Raw genomic sequence first — 17,492 nt, forward strand, 5'->3', positions numbered from 1 at the left:
GATTTGCCTTATTTGTTTGTGCTAATCATCAGATAAATGCTTGTATAAGGACAGTATAGGTATTTATTTCACCTAAGGGCAAGGATGACATCGACGTAAGAGTGAGCAATAAAAAAAGGACTGCACATAGGCAGTCCTTTTTTATAGTAAAACAGTAGGGCTTATTCGCCATCAACTTTAGGCTTTTTCAGTAGTACCAATACCGCCCCGTTGCCACCGTCTTTTGGCGGGGCTGAGCAGAATGCCAATACTTCTGGTAATTGGCGTAACCAACCATTAACGCAAGTTTTTAGAATGGCTTCGCTGCCTTTACCATGGACGATTTTTACCATGGTCTCATTATTCTGTTTTGCTTGGCTCAATAGTTGAGTCATGGCATCACGTGCTTCTTCGATAGTACAGCCATGAATATCTACGGCATCATACCAACGTAGCTTACCTTTCTTAAGCTGATCAAAAATCTTGTTTTGCAAGGTTGGCTGTTTATATGATAAGTACGCCTCGCTAGCGACAGGATTCAATAGTGCCTGCATGTCTGACAAGCCTGCCCCCAAGTCACTGGCATCGCTACCTTGAGCGGCCGCACGTTTTGACAACGTTGCAGCATCAGGTTTGCGTGCTCTCGCGGTGCTGGCAGGTGAGCGAACGTTTTTGTCTTCAAGCTGATTGACACCATGCATTGCTTGCATGAACAGTACTTTATCATCGTCGATATGTTCACTGTCTAACTGTTTTACCGTTTTTTTGACTTGTTTTTGGGTCGGTAATGAAACAGGCTCAGTCGGTTTTTGATTTTCACCTTCGGGAGCAATAGTATCACGCCCTTTGCTCAGTTGGCCTTTTAGCTCTTTGAGTTGGTCTTGCATTTCTTTTGAAAATAGAGAATTTGACATAAAAGTTAACATATCGTTGGTTGATGAATGAATGGTCTCATAATTGAATCCCAGACTATGTCCGTTACTTTACCCGTCTGCTGCAACGCCCGCAAGTAAGGATTGTAACGCTTGTCCGGGATGATCGGTCTTCATAAACTGCTCACCGATTAAAAAGTGCGAAATATCATTGTTTAGCATTAAACGAATATCGTCACTGCTATGAATGCCGCTTTCGGTAACAATAAGGGGCTTATGCGTTGCGCCATCAGTATCAGCAGTTAATGCCTTAATTAAAATATTCTTTAGATCAAGGGTGGTTTGTAAGCTGACATCAAAGGTATTCAAATCACGATTATTAATACCATAAATATTATGCTCTGAGCGGGGTAACTCTAGCGCGCGTTCAAGCTCTGCTTGGGTATGTACTTCTATCAATACATCCATACCAAGCTCAATACTTAGTGCGTGTAGCTCTTGTGCTTGCACATCGTCAAGACAGGCCATGATTAACAAGATACAGTCTGCACCCATTAGATAAGATTGATAAATTTGATACGCATCGATCATAAAGTCTTTACGTAGTACAGGTAGGCTTGCAGTATTAGAAGCTTGAATAAGATAGCTGTCATCGCCTTGAAAATAATCACGGTCTGTCAGTACAGACAGGCAGTTGGCACCCGCTTGCTCGTACTGCTGAGCAAAGAGAGCGGGCGCAAAGTTATTGTTGATGACACCTTTTGAAGGTGAAGCTTTTTTAATCTCAGCGATGATACCAATATCAGCTGCACGCAGCGCCGCCGCAAATCCTCGACGTGGTTTGTTATCCGCTGCGACTTTTGCTTGTAAGTTTTCAAGCGACAATGCTTCGCGAGCGGCTTTTACTTCTTCTAGTTTGGTTGCGACAATGCGCTGTAATACCGTAGGAATTTTTGTAGTAGTTGTGGTCATGCTGGTATCCGAATCGTTAAGTGTAAATAGATGAGGGTGGCTAGGTTTGTGCACTTAATATGCTTACGGTTTAACCTGTTATTTAACCTCTAATCGCCAGTTGCTGCGTGTACTCAGCTAACGACTCAAGCTTGATTAAAGCCTCACCATTTTGAATAATGCTTTGTGCTCGGCTGACGCCATTAGGATAGTTGCTGGCAAGTCCTGCGGTATAGATTGCTGCGCCTGCATTTAATGCAATCATATCACGGGCTTTGAGCACGGAGCGGTCTGTCGTCTCTGACCCCGATAAAGCCGCGCGAATCAGCTCGAGGCTTTGTTTTGGAGAATGGACATCAAGACCAATGAGAGTTTGTGATTCGATACCGGCGTCTTCTGGCATCATCTCATAAACGGAGATTTCGCCGTCTTTTAATTCAGCCACTGTGGTAGACGTGGCAAGGCTGATTTCGTCTAAGCCATCTTTTGCGCCGACGACCATAACATGACGTGCGCCCAAGTTTTTCATCACTTTAGCGATAGGCTCACAAAGCTGTGCCGTAAAGACGCCAATGACTAGATTGGGCGTGCCAGCAGGATTGGTCAACGGCCCTAAAATATTAAAAATCGTACGTGATTTTAACTCACGACGTACGGGGTTGGCGTAGCGCATCGCACTATGATGGTTTGGGGCAAACAAAAAGCCAATACCTTGATTTTCGATACAGTCTTTGGTTTGTTCAGGCGTAAGCGCCAGACTGATTCCGGCTTCTTCAAGTAAGTCTGAGCTGCCAGACTTGGTAGAGACACCGCGATTGCCATGCTTTGCCACTTGTGCCCCTGCGGCAGCTACCACAAAAGCCGACGCAGTAGAGACGTTAAATAGATTGGCACCATCGCCGCCTGTACCGACGATATCGACCAGATAATCGCAATTTTCTGGAGCAATATTGGCTGCCAAATCTCGCATGGCACTGGCGGAGGCAGTAATCTCATCAATCGATTCTCCTTTCATCCGTAGTCCAGTCAATATCGCACCCATCATGGCATCGCTACATTTGCCTTGCATAATGATCAGCATCACTTGGTACATCTCTTCAAAGGTCAAATCAATGTGCTGAAAAATTCGACCCAAGGCGGTGGTCAACAGCTTATGTATTTCTTCATCAGACAGTCGAGCAACATTGTTTTGAGAAAGGTTGTCTGAATTATGGGTTTCCTCAGTTTTAGCAGTATTCATTATTATCTCGCTTACTATTTTTATGTAATTTTTAAATGAATGGATTTGAAATTGGTCTTATTACTAACATGATTGCTTATTTTTATTCGGTAACCAGCCGACTTATTCAACCGTTAACCAACTTGCGGTAAATCATCTGATTTTAATACTGCCAAACTATGGGTCTGCAAAAAATTATTGAGCAGTTGATAGCCCGCTTCACTTAAGATAGATTCAGGATGGAACTGCACTCCTTCGATGGCAAACGTGTTGTGACGGATGCCCATTATATCTTCAATACTACCATCGATGTTTTGTGTCCAAGCAGTCAGCTCCAAACAATCAGGCAGAGTGGCCTTATCAATGACAAGCGAGTGATAACGCGTGACTTGGGATGGGTTGGGCAATCCTGCAAAAACACCTTTATTATTATGGTAAATAGCAGATAAACGCCCATGCATGACTTTACCTGCTTTGACCACTTGTCCACCAAACGCTTGCCCAATTGCTTGATGTCCTAAGCAAATCCCTAGTATGGGCAAAACGCCCTTAAAGGTCTCTATAACTTCTAGCGACACACCAGCGCGGTCAGGATCACAGGGGCCCGGGCCAATGACAATTGCATCGGGGGCTAATGCTTTAATCTGCTCAATAGTGGTTTGATCGTTACGCCAGACGGTGATGTCCTGCTGTAACTCACCGAAGTACTGTACAATATTGTACGTAAAGCTGTCGTAATTATCGATCATCAGAATCATTGGGTTTCCAACTTATTAATAGCGTTATATTTGAGCTCTTATATATCTTCCTACTTGGCTTAAGCCGACTTAATGATATTAATCATAGCAAGACGCCGTTATCTTACCACTATTTTCTCCTCTATCAAATGCAGGGCACTTGCCCTACAAATTGGCTTAAACAAACGTAAATGTATTTTGGCTTATAGATTGCACCTGTCAAGCAACTCACCAGTTTAATAATTGTAATCAGAGATATGCACTAAAGAATTACAAGATGCACGATTATTGCTCATAAATTCGCACTAAATCTGTGCAAGACTTTTATTTCTTATTCTTAGCGAAGAATATTAATTAAACCATTAATAGCTAAAATATTATATTTGAGGTACTAAAATTTTAGTGTAGGTGTTTGAAATACATCGTAATTAAGATGGCTGTAGTTTTTTCTAGTTCTAGCGATAGATAGATTGGCACAGCCTTTGCATGAGTGATGCTATGAAGGTTAGTGGTTATCAGTGGTTCAAAAATGAGTGTTGACACATAATAGAAGAGTTCGGCATGATGAGTCACATGCTGTTAGAATAAAATGAGTGATCTATTTGGCATGTGTTTAATATTTTGAAATGAAAGCTGGTCTGATTCAGGATATGCCTTAAATATGCCTTTTAACTAATAACATTGATAGTTATGATAATGATAAGCATAATACGGAAAGCGCTATTTTACTTTAGAAGCCTATCTAACCTTCATTCTTAAACCAAAAAATTGCAACAAAACCTTTAAAATCGCAATAACGTGATCTACACAACGGAGACTATTTATGTCGAACAAACTACTAGACCTTATCCAATCCTCTAATGCTAAATGGGTCGACTTCCGCTTTACCGATACACGCGGTAAAGAGCAACATATCAGTTTCCCAGCGTCTACCATAGACGAGGAAGTCATGGAAGATGGTAAAATGTTTGATGGCTCATCCATTGCCGGTTGGAAGGGTATCGAAGCGTCAGACATGATCTTACGTCCTGATCCAGAAACTGCTTTTCTTGACCCATTCTTCGATGCTGTAACGGTGGTTGTGACTTGCGATATTATTGAGCCATCAACGCTACAAGGCTATGATCGTGATCCACGTTCTATCGCTCGCCGTGCTGAAGAGTATTTAAAGTCTACTGGTATCGGTGATACTGCCTATTTCGGTCCTGAGCCAGAATTTTTCGTATTCGATGATGTTAAATGGTCAATTGATATGTCAGGTGTTAGCCATAAGATCACAGCTGAAGAAGCAGCTTGGTCAACTGGTGAGACTTATGAGTGGGGCAACATGGCGCATCGTCCACGCGTCAAAGGTGGTTATTTCCCAGTACCACCAATCGACAGCTCACACGATATGCGCGCTGTTATGTGTGAACGTATTGAAGAGATCGTTGGTGAAGGTAGCGTAGAAGTACATCACCATGAAGTCGCTTCTTGTCAGTCTGAAATTGGTGTGGCGTTCAATACCATGGTTCGTAAAGCTGATGAAGTTCAGCAATTGAAGTATGTGGTTCATAACGTTGCGCATCAGTTTGGTAAAACAGCGACCTTTATGCCAAAGCCAATCGTTGGTGACAATGGTTCAGGTATGCATGTGCATATGTCGATCTCAAAAGATGGCGTAAACACATTCTCTGGTGATGAATATGCTGGTCTGTCTGAAACCGCCTTGTATTTCATCGGTGGTATCATCAAGCATGCTCGTGCGTTAAATGCCATTACCAATCCATCTACGAACAGCTACAAGCGTCTTGTGCCACATTACGAAGCACCGATCAAATTGGCATATTCAGCGTCTAACCGTTCAGCGTCTATCCGTATTCCGCATGTGAGTAGCCCTAAAGCAGTTCGTGTTGAAGCGCGTTTCCCTGATCCAACGGCAAATCCATACTTAGCGTTTGCAGCGTTACTGATGGCAGGTCTCGATGGTATTCAGAACAAAATGCATCCAGGTGAAGCGGCTGACAAAAACTTGTATGACTTACCACCAGAAGAAGAAGCACAAATCCCAACCGTTGCTGAAAGCTTGGATGTGGCGCTACAGGCTCTACGTGATGACCATGAGTTCTTGTTAAAAGGCGATGTATTCACTGAAGACATGCTAGAAGCATTTATCGCATTGAAAGAAGAAGAAGTGCAACGTTTGAACATAACTGTACATCCAGTTGAGTTCGATATGTATTATAGCTGTTAATTTCTGGCTTAAAATACATAGTATTTTGATAAATAAAAACCAGTTAAGTAACGCTTAGCTGGTTTTTTTGTGTTTCTAATATCTATTATCCAAATCAATTGGGAAATTTTTTCTACATTCATTACTGCTTTAACCGCAAAAGTACCGCATAATATCTGTTATAACTTCAATAACAAACACAAGCTGGGTTGACTGATTATGACTGTCTTATCAAAAAACAGAGTTTTGAATAAAAAGCCGACACAAATTTTGCTATTTGGTTTTATGATTAGTGTGGTCAGTCTAGGTGCGGCGACTGCAAATGCTGCGCCTATCTATAAAATTGTCGATGAAAAAACAGGACAAGTGACGTTTACCGATCGACCGCAGAATCATGAACAGCAAGCGGGTAAACAAATCAGTCAGATGGCCATTACCACAGGTAATGAGACAACTAGAACAAGTAGCAACAGCTCAGCTAGTAATGATACAAGTAGCAATGAAGCGAGCAGTCAGCCAACTAACACACGCCAAGTGCCTGTTACACCGGTTGCCAGTACTAAGGCTAAAGTAGCAATTAACTATCAACTTGCTATTGTCGAGCCGAGCGAAGAGCGGGCTTATCGTCGCCCGGCGCAAAGTATCAATGTGAACGTGCAAATTAAACCTGCTCTACAAGCAGGCGATAATGTGAGTATCTACTTTGATAACAATGAGGTTGCACAGGGTCTTAGTAGCACGATTGCAACGGTCAATATTTTGCCAGGAGCGCACGAGATAAAAGCTGTGGTAAAAAACGAGAATGGCGAGGTGCTTCAACAAGTGACTCGCACCATTTATGTGATTCAAAACAATACCACGATGCAAAACAATAAAGAAATTGCCAAGCAACTTTTGGCTTATCAAAATTTGCCGTGGCACCAAAAGGTCATGTTGAAAATGCGTCAAAAAGAGACTGCGAAGCCTTAGAGCGTCTTCTTTAAGACTGTTTCTTAGAATGGCTTACCAGTAACACTATTTTATGTCCATTCGGTGTTCATAGGTTTGATATATGCAAAAAAGAAGGCAAGCACTATTGATAGTGCTTGCCTTTTTATCATAAATCACTCAACTTGCTTGAAATATCTTTGATTTATTTAGTCAGCTCAATTGTACCATTAGCGGTCACTGAAACAGTGCTATTGCCAGACTCAAAGCTTTGTCTTGGCACTGCATCAGCAGATTCAGACTTCATGGCCATAGCGCCGTACATTGGACGTGGGTAGTTACTGCCTGCATTCAGACTGACATTTACCACACGATAGCTGCGAGCGTCCCATGCACGGGTTAGGTTCTTAGCTTGCTGCTGAAACGCACGAGAAGCTTCGGTCATCAGTTTTTGCTCTAACTCATTTTTCTTAGTGTCTGAAACCCCAAAAGTTAGATTGTCCATGACGAGCGTTTCCTGCAAATCGGCAATCAGCTGGCTCGTCGCTGCAAAATCTGTACTCTTTAGATCAATGTTTGCCTGTCCTGTCCAGCCAATGATTTTGTCGTTTTTATCATAGCGAGGGTAGGTAGTCTGCTGTCCTGTACTGACTGTAACGCTAGGGTAGCGCTTAGCAATTCTCATTGCATTATTAATAGTGGTATTGAGCGTAGTTGCTAGCGTTTTAGAATCAGTTGCTTGCGCTTTTTTATATAAGCTGGCGCGTACTTCATCATTCTGGATCTCTTCTTTTACTTCTGCTTGAAAGGTTAACTGGTCATAACCAGTTGTTTCTGCATGGGCGCTACCCATCATTACTGTGAATAAAAGCGCCGTGCCCGTAGTAAGCGCCGCTCTATTAATTAACATGTTTTTCATAATAATCTCCTAAGTAAACCTCAATAGTATGTGCATGAGTCTATTAGTATAAAACTGATAAAACCCATGATTGTTTTGGAAGTTGTTCATTTTTCATTTTATTTATTAGATGACAATGTGTGTCCAACTCCACACACTAAAATAGCAAAAATTAAGACCCCTGCTGTTAGAATTTTGTCACCTAAGTTACGGCTTGTTATAGGGTATAAAACAAACAGTTTTATAAAAGGGGTTGCAATGCTAAAAAATTCTTGTATAATTTGCGACTGGTGGCTCCATTGGTAGCCTCGCAACATTGTTCTATGAATCCCGCCAGGACCGGAAGGTAGCAACGGTAATAGTCACAATGTGTGCCGAGGATGTGCTTTTGGAGTCGCTTTTTTTTGCCTAAAATTCGATAAATATCTTGATAAAGAATTAAAAATACTTATGTTTTGTATTAAGCCCTTCATTGTAAAGGGCTTTTTTTTGCAAAAAATTTTGTCCCGTTCTGAGATTACATGGATTAAGATGGGTTAGAATATAATGTACTAACTTTTGTTAACCCTAAACTTTTTGGGACTCTATTATGAAACTGTTTGTCTGGTTGTTTATTGCCCTTGTGGTATTGGTAGTAGTGTTTGGGGTTGCGATATTTAATAAGTTGGTACGCGCGCGCAATCAAGCAAAAAATGGTTTTGCTCAAATAGATGTTCAGCTTAAACGCCGTCATGACTTGATTCCAAACCTCGTTGAAACTGCAAAGCGCTATTTGACGCACGAACAAGAGACGTTGACTCGCGTTATTGCTGCACGTAATCATGCCCAAAGCTTGCAAGATTCCAATCAGCATCGACCAGATTCGCTTGAGCATATGGCATTATTTGCCAAAGCAGAAGATATGTTATCCAAGGCATTGGGTCAGTTCTCGGCAGTTGTAGAAGCGTATCCTGAGCTAAAAGCAGACAGTATGATAAAAGAGCTAATGGATGAGTTGACCAATACGGAGAATCGCATCGGCTTTGCGCGTCAACATTATAATGACAGCGTCATGTTTTATAATAATGATCGCGAAGTATTTCCAAACAACCTTGTTAGTACAACCTTTGGATTTCGTCCTTTGAGTCAACTGATTTTTGAGGATAGAAAAGCAATTGCTCAAGCGCCAACCGTTGATATGAGCTGATATCCCATGCGTTTACTTATCTTTGGGTCAGACAAATAAATGGATTTTTTTGGCGCCCAGCGGACACGTACTCAGCGCAGCCTGTTACTCTATGGGCTGTTTTTTCTTATTGTATTTGTCCATATGGCAGTAGGGCTTGCTATCATGGCGCTATTGCTTACGTTATTTACTGGTGGCATCTATCATTGGGTGCTGATACTGGTCATCGTCGGGATACTAGGGAGTTTTATCGTTGGTAGCTTTTTAGAGTATCGTCGGTTAAAAGCTGGTGGCCGTGCCATTGCTCGGCGAGTAGGGGCAGTGAGATTATTCATTGACCATAGTCAAGATGTTTGGGAGCAAAGCCGCGGCGTCGCCCATCAACATGAGCCTGTGCAAAAAGTTCGTTACAGTCCACGTCATATTGCGGTGCGTAATGAGCGCGATTTTCCACCTGTTTATCGTCGTTATTATGAGATTGCCCAGCAGCTAGTCATTGCTTCGGGTATATCAATGCCAATTCTTTATGTGCTGCCGAATGAGCAGGGTATTAATGGCTTCGTAGCAGGTCGACATAGTCAAGATATGGTATTGGTAGTGACGCAAGGCGCGCTGGATAAGTTGTCCGATGAAGCGCTATACGGACTTATTGGTCATGAGTACGGTCACATCCTGCATGGGGATGCTGCATTTAACCTAAAGCTTATGGTGATACTCGCAGGCTTACAGATACTGTATGACTGGAGCGATCCTGTTGGTTCTATAGGCTCAGGTCGTTCTTGGCGTCACAATAATGACAATAGAAATGACCACGCTAATGAAGCGCAAACTGCCAATTTTAAAACGCATGAGGATTGGGTTGCTTACTGGCAGATCCAATCTCAAAAACAGCAGTCCTTATCTAGAAATCAATCAATGTGGCAACAAAACAGGGCTGCCACTGGACTGCCAGCATTGCCGAGTATCTGGGTATTGATCTTACATGCCTTAAGCTTCTCAAGTATGGCCAGTGCTCAGTTGATTAAACACAGTTTTAATCGTGAGCGTGAGTTGTTGGCTGATGCGACCAGTGTACAGCTTACGCGCTCGCCCGCTATTATAGAAACCTTAAAAGCCATTCATCAAGACTCATTTGGCTCGCGCTTAACGGGTACTGCCGATATCAATGGACTCAGCCATTTCTTTTTTGCCAGCAGTGGTGCAGATTTGGGAGACGTATCATGGTTTGCCACTCATCCTAGTTTGGCTGAGCGTATGAGTGCCATTAATGCGAATGCGTATCAAAGTTTCGCTATTCAAATTGCTAAAGAAAAGCGTCTTAATCAACAAAAAGTCAGACAGATATATGGACAGCGTCGACTGGGTGATTGGGGAATAATAAAAGAAAATAGCCTAAGCAATAAATTTCAAGAAAAAACTCAGTCTGAATCACTACCTAATACTGATAACACAAAAAATGCAACCAACAATCAATTGGACAAACGTCTAAATGTGACTGGTAGTAATGTGACTAATAGTGATGACGTTCCTACTTCTTCTGACAGTAACGTTGATAATGAATCAAATATAGAGGTCGAAACAGGGCTTGAGTTTGCCTTAGAAAAAGATATGATTGTAAATGGGCGATTGCAAGTAAAAGCGCAAGAAGTTCACGCTCATAAGTGGCTAAAGCCGTGGCAAGCAAAACCAGACAGTAATTTGCCACCAGCAACCTTGATCAGTATCGATGATGTACCAATAGCTTCATTACCACATTATGTGCTAAATCACAGTCACCATGCGCTAGGAGCGCAAGCGTTGATTGAGGCAGTGATGCTATGTCATCAAGGTTGCATGCTATCGACGGCAACGCGCTATGATTTGACAGTCATTTGGCACGAATTGCCTACTGTCGCCAATGACGCTGATATTAGTCCAGCAAATGCAACCATTACTCATGAGCAAACCTTACCGCATACGATAGATCATGAATTATTAGAGAGGGTGGCCCTTCTTGACCGCCGCTTGGACAGTACTCTGATTGGACTAGCAATAAAGCAACTGAGTCGGCATGATCTGTCTGAAAGTGCCATCCACAAATTACGCCTAAAACATGAAAGCGATCATAGTAACCAAAGTTATCAGCATTATATCCAACAAAAAAAATGTCGGACAATGCTTAAACGCTATCAGCACGGTATGATGACGTTGTTTGACAACCAAATAACGGCTGAACTGACTAAGAGTTTTGCGGATAAGATAATCGATAGTGGAGGGCTTACTGACAAGCCGAATCTATTGCTAACTCATTCAAAGGCTGGCAAGTCGCAGATACCACCGATCTTATCTTTGTGGCAAGCGCTTCATTTACAGCGGTTATTACCCGTCTTATCTAACGTATTAAACAATGAGCAAGTCATGCAAGCGTCATGGCAGCAAGTATTGCAAGCGGGCAGAGATGATATCTTCGCCCAGCTTGATCCGTCCGGTCAGGTATTTGCCAGTATAAATGATACCAAGCGGTCAGTGCTCATACTGTTGGCCTATCGATTATCAAAAGACATTAAAGGTCAGATGACGTCGGCACAAGACAGCTCGTTACTCAGTTATAACGACGCGAGCGTGGCTCATTATATTGTGCACTTAAAACGCCATGCACGTTTAATTGATATCGAATTGGCTGCCGTTAGCGATGCCAATTTGCAATGGCTGTTATTAACAGCACAGAGTCTAAACAGTATACAGTTATTGGCATTGATAGAGATTGTGCCTGCTTATATATCGTCTGCCAGACAAGATAAGCAGAAGAATAATCCCCAAGAGAGACAACAGGGCGGGGATCAAATAGACTATAATAGTCAGACCCATGACAGCCGTGCTGATCACGGCTTTCTCGACAACCCTTATGACTACAATGATTATCGACAGTGGTTAAGTACATTGCATACGATGATGTTACACGATACGATAGTCAGTCAAGACGAGTACGATTGCTTAGTCTTACTATCAGAGCGATGGTTGGGCGTTCGGAAACTGTTTTGAGTAAGTTGATTGATAAATGTAGAACTACTGAGCTAAGGTGCGTTTTGTCTTAGTCATCAAAATAAAAAACTGTAAAGCCATTTAAAATAAGTAGGATAGTAGAGACGCATGAGTGATATCCAAGATCCGCTAATTGTATTACAACGTCGTATGCAGCAGCGCCAGATTTTAGCGATGATGGGTATCAATCAGTGGGTGCAGCCAACCTCAGAAACTATTAACATCGCTGATATTACGGCACCTACTACTCGCACGACAACTCAATCTGCTGCTTCTCATACCAGCGTTGAACAACCAAGTATTGATGATCTAAACGCCGATATGCCGGATACTGATATTTCGGCTATTGGTCTGCCAGACGTTGAAATTTTCAATACTGATATTTTGAATAATCACTCGATAAATGATACATCCTCAAACCTCGTAGATGAGGATGCTATTAACCGCTATTATCATGATGCGAATGACGATACGTCTGACATTACATCAACCCCATCTCATGAACAAAGTCCAGTTACCTACAGCTTTGATACGAGCACCCCTAATATAGCGACTACGAACTTTGTTGATACATCAATACAGAAAATCTCTGTCTTAGTTGAACAAACGGACTCTACTGAACCCCGTTATGACACCCTGCTGAAAGTTGCACCCTTTGATTTACAAGGTGGTCGCTATGGCAACTGGGTGGTGTTGGTTGATATCAAAGCCCTTGATAATGACAGCCAAAAGCTATGGGAAAATATCACGCAAGCACTCTCAATCACTTGCGAGACCACCTCATTTCCCATTTGTAAAGGTATGGATACAGCTGAGCTTGCCAACGCAAGCCTTGCAGGTTATGTATTTAAGATAGGTCGAAGTGAAGACATACAAATCGCTGCATTGACTGAGCTGCCTGAAGGTCTTGAGCATCCCAATCTTGCCGACGCGCCTACATTGAATGAGATGCTTGCTGATAGTAACTTAAAGCGTCAACTGTGGGCGCAGATCTCTGGCTAGTCAAGCATGAATTGGTCATGCGCGCTTTAATGATTTGGTACATAAATAAGATGACTTTGAATAGCTATAATACATATAAGACTTCTCTTGAGGTAGTTTGATAGTTTTAGGTAGTCCGTTAATTAGATTTTAAGAGCCAATTCACAACGATTCGCCCATCATACTAGGATGATAGCCATGTCTACAAATTCAGTCCCTACAAAAACAACACCAATTAGTGCTGCGACCCCTCATCGTTTACCCAACTTTTCTGCAGGGCCTGCCACGATACCGACTGCAGTATTATTACAGGCGCAAGATGAGCTGCTTGACTGGCAAGGACGTGGTGTATCGGTAATGGAAGTGAGCCACCGTAGCAAAGAGTATTTGGCCATTACTGAAAAAGCCGAAGCCAAATTGCGCTCACTAATGGATATTCCAGACAACTACAAAGTGCTGTTTTTACAAGGCGGCGCAAGTTTACAGTTTTCAGCGATTCCATTGAATCTATTGAATGGTGGACGTGCAGATTATCTAACGACTGGTACTTGGTCAGCTAAAGCGGTTAAGGAAGCGCAGCGTTATTCCAATCTCGGTCTTGGTGAGATTAATGTGGTGGCAACGGGGAAAGACAGTAACTTTACCGATGTACCAGACGAAAACGATTGGAATGTTAGCGAAGATGCGGCGTACTTCCATTATTGCGCCAATGAAACCATTCATGGCTTGCAGATTTTTGAGCCACCACAAGTGGATGCGCCCATTATCGTTGATATGTCTTCCTGCATCTTGTCACAGCCAATTGATGTGTCTAAGTTTGGTATGATCTATGCGGGTGCACAGAAAAATATTGGCCCTGCAGGATTGGTCATTGTGATTGTCCGTGAAGATCTCTTGGGCAAGGCGAGTGAGTGGTGTCCACTGCTGCTGAATTATGAGCATCAGGTCGAAAGAGAGTCCATGTCAAACACGCCCCCGACTTACTCTTGGTATTTGGCAGGACTGGTTTTTGATTGGTTAGAAGAGCAGGGCGGCGTGGCTGCTATCGGTAAAATCAACCAGCAAAAAGCTGATTTGCTGTACAAAACCATCGATGACAGCAACTTTTATAAGAATCCAGTTGCTCCTAAATATCGCTCCATTATGAACGTGCCATTCACGTTAGCTGACAGCAGCCTTGATAAAGTTTTCTTAGAAGAGTCAGAGGCTGCTGGTCTATTGAATTTAAAAGGTCACCGTGATGTGGGCGGTATGCGAGCTAGCATTTATAACGCCGTGTCGCTTGAATGGGTACAACAGCTCGTGGACTTTATGATAGCGTTCGAAAAAAAGCACGCTTAAGTCGCTAGTATTTGATAACTAGTCATTTTAGGTTTTAGTATAAAAAGACGCCGCCCTTGTAAGCGGCGTCTTTTTTTATTAAGTTTATTTCTGATTTTTACGTTATTGAGATGGTAAAAGCCGTACTTAACGTAGCAAACGATTAGGTTAAAAAACCTAAGTTTGTTATGATGAAATTTTAGCCCAGTTGTTGATTTCAGACTGATCTTTTTTATTTTTTAATCTGTTTTTTGTTACTTGGTAAATATTCAGTACTTTCATTGATTTGGTATAAGGGCTTGTCATCACTTTATTATGATTAAAAATATCATGTTAAAAACCGTCTTGCTCACTATTACTATCGGCTGGATGCCTGTCAGTTTTGCTGCGCCAATGACGACGACAGCGCTTGGTCATAATAGCCCTACTGAGTATATCGACGCGCCTCATCTGCCTTACGCCAATCCAGAGGCACCAACAGGTGGCACGCTTTCATTGGATGCGCGCGGTACCTTTAACAGTGCCAATAAATGGATGACGACTGGTGTGGCGATGATTGGTACCGACTATCTGTACGATACCTTGATGACTGGCTCTTTAAACGAAGCATTTACCATGTATCCGCAACTGGCAAATAAGGTGACTTACGATCCAGAAGATACCAGTTGGATCATATATCATGTTGATCCTGCTGCGCGATTCTGGGACGGCTCACCCGTGACCAGTCGTGATGTCAAAGCGACGTTTGATGCTCTATTAAATAAAGGGCCGATGTACATTCGTAGCTATTTGGGTGACATCCGTGAAGTGCAGATTCTAGATAAGCAGCGAGTGAAGTTTGTCTTTGAATCAAGTGATAATAAAGAAATTCTATTAACCGTCGGGCAGTTCCCTATATTTGCTAAGTCTTCGATCGATACTGATTACGAAAAAATCACCCTGACACCGCTGATGGGTAGTGGACCTTATAAGCTTGGGCGCGTTGATGCAGGTCGTGCAGTCAGCTATGTACGTGATCCCAACTACTGGGGACGTGATTTGATGGTCAATCGGGGTCGTTATAACTTTGATATGATTAAGTTTGTGTATTATCAAAGTGATGAGATTGCTTTTGAAGGGTTTAAGTCTGGTCAATATCGCTTTCGCGCAGAAAATAAAGCTTCTAACTGGGCGACTGGTTATAACTTTCCTGCCGTCAAGGCGGGCATGATTAAAAAAGAAACGATCAGTAGTGAAAACCCTGTACCGATGCAAGGGTTGGTCATGAATATGCGTAAGCCAATCTTTCAAGATATCCGTGTTCGTAAAGCGCTAACGGCGGCTTATGACTTTGAGTGGATGAATAAGACGTTATTTCATGGGCAGTATGAACGCTTACAAAGCTTTTTTCATGGTTCAGAGCTTGCTGCAAAAGGCACACCATCTGCGGCCGAAATGAAAGTGCTCAATCCACTACTGCCCAAGCTTGAGCCACTTCAGCGTCAAGCGGTATTGGCAGAGTGGCAGCTGCCAACCAGTGACGGCAGTGGTTTTAATCGCGAAGGTCTGTTAAAGGCGCGGCAGTTATTGCTAGATGCTGGGTTTTATTATGATGATATGAAATTGTATCAACCCAATGGCAAGCCTGCGCAAATTGAGATTTTGATGACGGGTGAAACAATGAGCGGTGTGCTGTTATCTTATATTCGCAATCTTAAGCGTCTAGGATTCAATGCGACGCTGCGTCAAGTTGACGGCCCGCAATATTATGAACGTATGCGTACTTTTGATTATGATATGGTGGTTGATAAGTTTGCCCAAAGTTTGTCTCCAGGTGCAGAGCAAGCTGGATTTTGGGGTAGCACTACTGCTGACGAAGTGGGTAATAGTAATACCGTCGGTATTAAAAATGCAGGGATTGATACGGTTATTGAAAAACTGGGCAATGCTAAAAATCGTGACGAAATTGTCCTCTACACTCATGTGCTTGATCGCTTGCTGCGCGCAGGTCATTATCTAGTGCCGCTATATGGCAAGTCCGGTACCAATGTCGCTTATTGGGATCAATACCGCCATACTGAAACACTACCGACCAATGCAGTCGGTATCGATTACTGGTGGGCGGATAAAGAAGCAGAAGCGCGTGTCAATCAGTATCTAAAGCGATAAGTGAATTTGGTTTTTCATATATAAATATCGTCCATTCATAGTAAGAAAGTAATGCAAAACGTATTCTGTTGACATGAATTTTCTTCGATTGCTGCCGCTCTATAGACAGAGGCTGCAGAGAATTCATCCCAGCAGCATGGTATCCTTTTTGAATTGAAGCGATTGTGTGTAAATAAAAATGTTATGTTTAGATAAAAACATTAGCAAGAAAAATAACCACTGGTAAGGATTTAATATGAGTATTCGTATTCACCCGATTAAAGCATTTGATGACAACTACATTTGGACATTGATTAATGAAAGCAATAAGCAGGCGATCGTCATTGATCCAGGCCAAGCTGAACCTGTCATCGCCTATTTAGAGGATAATGAATTAGAGCTCACCTCGATTTGGACCACGCATCATCACTATGACCATACTGGCGGTGTCGCAGAGTTACAAGAGTCTTATCCCATGACACATTTGGTAGCGCACGCTGAGCACAATGTTGATGAAGATCAGACGATAAGAGACGAGAGTACGGTGAACGCGTGGGGCTATGCAGCGCAAGTCTGGGAAGTGTTTGGTCATACAGCCAGCCACGTGGCTTATGTATTAGATATCGAAGGTCACAAACATTGCTTTTGCGGTGATACCCTGTTTAGTGGAGGCTGCGGCCGAGTGTTTACCGGTACGATTGAGCAGTTGTACGACAGCTTTACGCGCTTAAACAGCTTGCCAGCTGAAACCCTTATGTATCCAGCGCATGAATATACAGCCAGCAATTTACGCTTTGGTTTGTCGATTGAACCTAATAACGAGGCAATGCAGCAAACACTAACACAAGCAGAAGAAAAAACGGCACAAGGTGTGCCAACGTTGCCCGTTACACTAGAGCATGAGCGCGCGATCAATGTGTTTTTGCGGACACAAGAGCCAAGCGTGATAGCTGGCGTAAAGTCTAAAACCGCAATGACCGATGATGAGCCTTTGTCCGTGTTTGCCGCTTTACGTGAGCTTAAAAATAATTTTTAGTACATCATACCGATTTAAAAGAAGTACCTAAAAATTTGCTTGCGTAA

General features: G+C 42.6%; 13 protein-coding genes and 1 other RNA gene. 9 read left to right on the plus strand and 5 right to left on the minus strand.

The window, feature by feature from the left end:
- Positions 1–161: 161 nt before the first annotated feature.
- From ACT3TH_RS07760 to ACT3TH_RS07775, 4 genes are all read right to left on the minus strand, one after another.
- Positions 162–893 carry a Smr/MutS family protein gene (locus ACT3TH_RS07760; RefSeq protein ID WP_444755275.1) on the minus strand — a complete coding sequence of 244 codons (732 nt, stop codon included), beginning with the start codon at positions 891–893 and terminating at the stop codon, positions 162–164.
- A 69-nt stretch (positions 894–962) separates the two neighbouring features.
- On the minus strand, positions 963–1,823 hold the full coding sequence (gene trpC, locus ACT3TH_RS07765) for an indole-3-glycerol phosphate synthase TrpC (RefSeq protein WP_444755276.1): 861 nt from the start codon (positions 1,821–1,823) through the stop codon (positions 963–965).
- Positions 1,824–1,905: 82 nt separating this feature from the next.
- Complete coding sequence (gene trpD / locus ACT3TH_RS07770; protein ID WP_444755277.1) at positions 1,906–3,042, minus strand: anthranilate phosphoribosyltransferase; 1,137 nt, start codon at positions 3,040–3,042, stop codon at positions 1,906–1,908.
- 113 nt (positions 3,043–3,155) lie between these two features.
- Entirely contained in the window at positions 3,156–3,779 is a 624-nt protein-coding gene (locus ACT3TH_RS07775; RefSeq protein ID WP_444755278.1) for an anthranilate synthase component II, read from the minus strand.
- Positions 3,780–4,581: 802 nt separating this feature from the next.
- Here ACT3TH_RS07775 and glnA point away from each other — a divergent pair.
- The gene (glnA, locus tag ACT3TH_RS07780; RefSeq protein ID WP_444755279.1) at positions 4,582–5,991 is read left to right on the plus strand and encodes a type I glutamate--ammonia ligase; all 1,410 of its coding nucleotides are present in this window, start codon (positions 4,582–4,584) and stop codon (positions 5,989–5,991) included.
- Between the two features lie 198 nt (positions 5,992–6,189).
- Positions 6,190–6,939, plus strand: a complete 750-nt coding sequence (locus ACT3TH_RS07785) for a DUF4124 domain-containing protein (RefSeq protein WP_444755280.1) — start codon at positions 6,190–6,192, stop codon at positions 6,937–6,939.
- 163 nt (positions 6,940–7,102) lie between these two features.
- Here the strand turns inward: ACT3TH_RS07785 and ACT3TH_RS07790 are convergent, their stop codons facing one another.
- Positions 7,103–7,816 (minus strand): SIMPL domain-containing protein, encoded by a 714-nt coding sequence (locus ACT3TH_RS07790; protein ID WP_444755281.1) that lies wholly within the window; start codon positions 7,814–7,816, stop codon positions 7,103–7,105.
- Positions 7,817–8,092: 276 nt separating this feature from the next.
- Between ACT3TH_RS07790 and ffs the strand changes: the two genes are divergently transcribed.
- The 7 genes from ffs (at position 8,093) to gloB (ending at position 17,445) form a co-directional block, all read left to right on the plus strand.
- Positions 8,093–8,189: signal recognition particle sRNA small type (ffs, locus tag ACT3TH_RS07795), an RNA gene on the plus strand.
- Between the two features lie 195 nt (positions 8,190–8,384).
- Complete coding sequence (locus tag ACT3TH_RS07800; RefSeq protein WP_444755282.1) at positions 8,385–8,981, plus strand: LemA family protein; 597 nt, start codon at positions 8,385–8,387, stop codon at positions 8,979–8,981.
- A 39-nt stretch (positions 8,982–9,020) separates the two neighbouring features.
- Entirely contained in the window at positions 9,021–11,981 is a 2,961-nt protein-coding gene (locus ACT3TH_RS07805; protein WP_444755283.1) for a M48 family metalloprotease, read from the plus strand.
- A 108-nt stretch (positions 11,982–12,089) separates the two neighbouring features.
- Positions 12,090–12,983: a hypothetical protein gene (locus tag ACT3TH_RS07810; protein ID WP_444755284.1), complete on the plus strand. Its 894-nt coding sequence runs from the start codon at positions 12,090–12,092 to the stop codon at positions 12,981–12,983.
- 177 nt (positions 12,984–13,160) lie between these two features.
- Positions 13,161–14,303 carry a 3-phosphoserine/phosphohydroxythreonine transaminase gene (serC, locus tag ACT3TH_RS07815; RefSeq protein ID WP_444755285.1) on the plus strand — a complete coding sequence of 381 codons (1,143 nt, stop codon included), beginning with the start codon at positions 13,161–13,163 and terminating at the stop codon, positions 14,301–14,303.
- Positions 14,304–14,597: 294 nt separating this feature from the next.
- Positions 14,598–16,430: an extracellular solute-binding protein gene (locus tag ACT3TH_RS07820; protein ID WP_444755286.1), complete on the plus strand. Its 1,833-nt coding sequence runs from the start codon at positions 14,598–14,600 to the stop codon at positions 16,428–16,430.
- A 235-nt stretch (positions 16,431–16,665) separates the two neighbouring features.
- Positions 16,666–17,445, plus strand: a complete 780-nt coding sequence (gene gloB / locus ACT3TH_RS07825) for a hydroxyacylglutathione hydrolase (RefSeq protein WP_444755287.1) — start codon at positions 16,666–16,668, stop codon at positions 17,443–17,445.
- Positions 17,446–17,492: the final 47 nt, after the last annotated feature.

It is taken from the genome of Psychrobacter sp. AOP22-C1-C5, from assembly GCF_052378885.1.
Taxonomy (GTDB): Bacteria; Pseudomonadota; Gammaproteobacteria; order Pseudomonadales; family Moraxellaceae; genus Psychrobacter.

Excerpts from the sequence above, each read along its gene's own strand:
- ACT3TH_RS07760 (WP_444755275.1), bottom strand. The coding sequence starts at position 893 with ATGTCAAATTCTCTATTTTCAAAAGAAATGCAAGACCAACTCAAAGAG.
- trpC (WP_444755276.1), bottom strand. The coding sequence starts at position 1,823 with ATGACCACAACTACTACAAAAATTCCTACGGTATTACAGCGCATTGTC.
- trpD (WP_444755277.1), bottom strand. The coding sequence starts at position 3,042 with ATGAATACTGCTAAAACTGAGGAAACCCATAATTCAGACAACCTTTCT.
- ACT3TH_RS07775 (WP_444755278.1), bottom strand. The coding sequence starts at position 3,779 with ATGATTCTGATGATCGATAATTACGACAGCTTTACGTACAATATTGTA.
- glnA (WP_444755279.1), top strand. The coding sequence starts at position 4,582 with ATGTCGAACAAACTACTAGACCTTATCCAATCCTCTAATGCTAAATGG.
- ACT3TH_RS07785 (WP_444755280.1), top strand. The coding sequence starts at position 6,190 with ATGACTGTCTTATCAAAAAACAGAGTTTTGAATAAAAAGCCGACACAA.
- ACT3TH_RS07790 (WP_444755281.1), bottom strand. The coding sequence starts at position 7,816 with ATGAAAAACATGTTAATTAATAGAGCGGCGCTTACTACGGGCACGGCG.
- ACT3TH_RS07800 (WP_444755282.1), top strand. The coding sequence starts at position 8,385 with ATGAAACTGTTTGTCTGGTTGTTTATTGCCCTTGTGGTATTGGTAGTA.
- ACT3TH_RS07805 (WP_444755283.1), top strand. The coding sequence starts at position 9,021 with ATGGATTTTTTTGGCGCCCAGCGGACACGTACTCAGCGCAGCCTGTTA.
- ACT3TH_RS07810 (WP_444755284.1), top strand. The coding sequence starts at position 12,090 with ATGAGTGATATCCAAGATCCGCTAATTGTATTACAACGTCGTATGCAG.
- serC (WP_444755285.1), top strand. The coding sequence starts at position 13,161 with ATGTCTACAAATTCAGTCCCTACAAAAACAACACCAATTAGTGCTGCG.
- ACT3TH_RS07820 (WP_444755286.1), top strand. The coding sequence starts at position 14,598 with ATGATTAAAAATATCATGTTAAAAACCGTCTTGCTCACTATTACTATC.
- gloB (WP_444755287.1), top strand. The coding sequence starts at position 16,666 with ATGAGTATTCGTATTCACCCGATTAAAGCATTTGATGACAACTACATT.